General features: G+C 59.5%; 2 protein-coding genes. Both read left to right on the top strand.

The features are described from left to right. Nucleotides 1–2,722 (top strand): DUF1549 domain-containing protein (locus PSV43_RS11000; protein ID WP_300196700.1); only part of this gene is annotated, 2,722 nt, incomplete at its 5' end. 4 nt (nucleotides 2,723–2,726) lie between these two features. Beyond that, the coding region (locus tag PSV43_RS10995) for a DUF1501 domain-containing protein (RefSeq protein ID WP_300196698.1) at nucleotides 2,727–3,807 on the top strand (1,081 nt) is incomplete at its 3' end.

The following is a 3,807-nucleotide window of genomic DNA, read 5'->3' as shown; positions in this document are numbered from 1 at the left end:
CGGCTTCACGACGGACGAGCGGAACTACTGGTTCTTCAAACCAGTGGCAAAGGTTTCCCCGCCCAAGATGGCGAGCAAGTGGGTACGCAATGACATCGACCGCTTCATCCTCGCAAAGCAGACGGAGATGAAGCTTGATCCAGCAGCGGCGGCGGACCGGCATGAACTGGTGCGCCGCGTGTACTTCGATCTGCACGGCTTGCCACCCACCCGCGAACAGATTGACGCCTTCGTGAATGATCAGGACCCGCGTGCTTATGAAAAGCTGGTCGATGCACTGCTCGCCAGCCCGCAATACGGCGAGCGCTGGGCGCAGCATTGGCTCGACCTCGTGCGCTATGCAGAAAGCGACGGCTACAATGCGGATGCCTATCGCCCGTCCGTGTGGCCTTACCGCGACTACGTCATCAAATCGTTCAACGACGACAAGCCCTACGACCAGTTCGTGCGCGAGCAACTCGCCGGCGATGAGATTGCCCCGAATGATCCGAACGTGCTCATCGCCACCTGCTTCCTTCGGCATCCGGTCTATGAATATAACCAGCGTGATGTGCGCGGCCAGTGGGACATCATACTCACCGACATGACGGACACCACCGGTGAGCTCTTCCTCGGTCTCAGCATGGGCTGCGCCCACTGCCACAATCACAAGTTCGATCCCATCTTGCAGAAGGACTACTACCGTCTGCGTGCCTTCCTCGCCCCGGTGCATTGGCGAGATGACATGAAGCTGGCGACTCCCGCCGAGAAGACAGCGTATGCTGAACAAGAGGCCAAATGGGAGGCCGCCACCGCCGACATTCGCGCCAAGATGAATGTGATGACCCAGCCTCTGCTTGAACCCCGGGTGGAACGCTCATTGACGCGCTTCACCGAAGATCTGCAAGAGATGGTGCGCAAGCCTGACGCGCAGCGTGCGGCCTTGGAAAAACAACTCGCCGGTTTGTGCGAACGGCAGATGCAGCAGGTGCGTGACACTTTTGATCCGATCAAGAGCCTCAAGACGGATGAACAGAAGGCCCAATACAAGGTCTTGCAGGAAGAGTTGAAAAAGTTTGACGCCCTCAAGCCAAAGCCATTGCTGGATGCCTTCGTCGCAACGGATACAGGGCCTATAGCGCCGTCCGTCTCGCTCAAAACCCGCAAGGGCGAACAGGAAATCGCGCCGGGATTCCTCACCCTGCTGGAGCCGAAGGAACCCGTGATCAAACCCATCGGCAATTCCACCGGCCGCCGCACTGTCTTGGCCAATTGGATCACGCGCCCCGACAATCAGCTCACGACACGTGTCATTGTGAACCGCATCTGGCAGTACCATTTCGGCCGCGGCATCGTCGCCACCGCGAGTGATTTCGGCAACATGGGCGAAAAACCCACGCACCCCGAACTGCTCGACTATCTCACCAACAAGTTCGTCGCCAATGGCTGGCACTTCAAACCCCTCCACCGCGAGATCATGCTCTCCGCGACGTATCGCCAGACCGCACGGCGCGAGCCGTCAACGGCCATCGTCAACATCGACCCGTCCAACCTATATCTGTGGCACTTCAATCCCCGCCGCCTTGATGCGGAGCAGGTGCGCGATGCACTGCTGGCTGCTAGCGGTGAACTCGATGAAAAGTCCGGGGGGCCCGCCGATGATGGCAACGGCACCCGCCGCTCCATCTACACCAAGAAAAAGCGCAACAATCAAAACGAACTGCTGCGCGCGCTCGATGCGCCCGCAGGTTTCGCCAGCACCTCCGAACGTCAAAGCACCACTACGCCAACGCAGGCCCTGCAACTGCTCAACGGCGACTGGTTGCTGGCCCGCGCCCGCAAACTGGCCGGACGCGTGGAAAGCATCGATGATGCCTGGCTCGCCGTGCTGGGACGTCTGCCGACGAAGCTGGAGCGCGAGAAGGCAGAGTCCTTTTTGAAGAAACGTGCAGGCACCGCGACTGCGCCTGTGGCCTTGAACGATGCGGATGAAAGCAGCGGTGGATTCAAGGAGAACTCGCCGCATGAACGCATCCTTGTCCAAAACGGCGAGGAAGAGGGCGATGAATTCACCGTGGAGGCCATTGCGAGCCTCAACAGCGTCGATGTAAATGCCTCCGTTCGCACCCTTGCATCGCGCTGGTTCGGCGGGAAGGACAGCTTGGAGTCATTCGGCTGGAGCCTCGGTGTGACGGGTGAAAAATCACGCTACAAGCCGCGCAACGTCATCATCCAAGTCGTCGGTGAAGATGAAAATTCGAACATCGGTTATCAGGTCGTGCCGTCAGACATTCACATCGAACTGGGGCGCCGTTATCACATCGTCGCCCGCGTTTCCTGCACGGGTCATAACGTCACCTTCACCGTGCGTGATCTCGACACCGCAGGAGCCATCATACAGAGCGCCGTGGTGCCCATGGACATCCGCTCGAAGCTCAGTCTCGGCAGTTCCCAGTTCGTCATCGGTGGTCTGACCAAGCGTGCGCCCACCCACCAGTGGGACGGTCGGATCGAAGCCTTGCGTGTAGCCAGCGGCCTGCTCGAAGACAAGGCACTGAATGCAGATGCGGAGAAATGGTCCGCCGGTCTCGTCACCTGGCGCTCCGCTGATCCGCTGACCTCGCAGTTCTCGTGGTCAGGCTCAGACACGAAAACCGTCGAGGCGGATGATCCCTTCCATCAGGCCATGAATGATCTCTGCCAGGTCTTGTTGAACACGAACGAGTTCTTTTACCTCCATTAACATCATGAGCTGCAACCGATTCGATCTCCCCAACACGCGCCGCGAGTTCCTGCAAACCGCTGGCTGCGGCTTTGGTGCCGTGGCACTCGCCGGTCTGATGGGCGGACAAAATGCCGCCGCTGCCTCCATCCCGCTGCCACAGCGTGCCGCGAAGGCCAAGAGCGTCATCTTCCTCTTCATGGAAGGTGGTCCGAGCCATCTTGACACCTTTGATTACAAGCCGTTGCTGAACAAGCTCGCCGGTCAGTCACTGCCCGCGAGTTTCAAAGCGCCCATCACCGCCATGGGTGAATCGAAGTCCCCGCTGCTCGAATGCAAGCGCACCTGGAAGCAATACGGTCAGGGTGGCCTGTGGATCTCCGACTGGTTTCAAAACGTGGCGCAGCATGCGGATGATCTCGCGGTGATTCATTCCTGCGCTTCCAGCGGCATCAATCACGCCGGTGGCGTCTGTTCCATGAACACCGGTTCCGTCTTCGGCGGCCGGCCTTCGCTCGGTGCCTGGGCCTCGTATGGCCTCGGCACGGAAAATCGGAACCTGCCCGGCTTTGTCGTCATCAAGGATAGCGAGGGCACCGTGGTGAACGGCGTGCGTAACTGGGGCAATGGCTTTATGCCCGCCGTGTATCAGGGCGTCGAGTTCAACTCCGATGGCGTGCCGATCAAATATCTCGACAATCCCAAAGGCGTGGATCGCAAGCGCCAGCGCGACAAGCTCGATCTGCTCGGTGCCTTGAACCAAGACTACGGTGCCTCACGCACCAGCAACACCGAGCTCGATGCTCGCATCCGTGGCTATGAACTCGCCTACAAGATGCAGGCCGAAGCACCGCAGGCGGTCGATCTCAGCAAGGAAACTGAGGCCACCAAACAGCTCTACGGCATGGACAACGAATCCACCGCCGTGTTTGGCCGCAACTGCCTGCTCGCACGCCGCCTCGTCGAAAACGGTGTGCGTTTTATTCAGCTCTACAGCGGCGCTGGCAGCAAGTGGGACAGCCACAAGGGTATCGAAGTGAATCACACGCGGCTTTGCAACGCCGTTGATCGCCCCATCGCCGGCCTGCTTGCTGACTTGAAAGCTC

Origin of the sequence: Prosthecobacter sp., assembly GCF_029946185.1 — a bacterium.
Taxonomy (GTDB): Bacteria; Verrucomicrobiota; Verrucomicrobiia; order Verrucomicrobiales; family Verrucomicrobiaceae; genus Prosthecobacter.
Note: the sequence above shows the minus strand (reverse complement) of the source record. Positions and strands in the feature narration are given on the sequence as shown.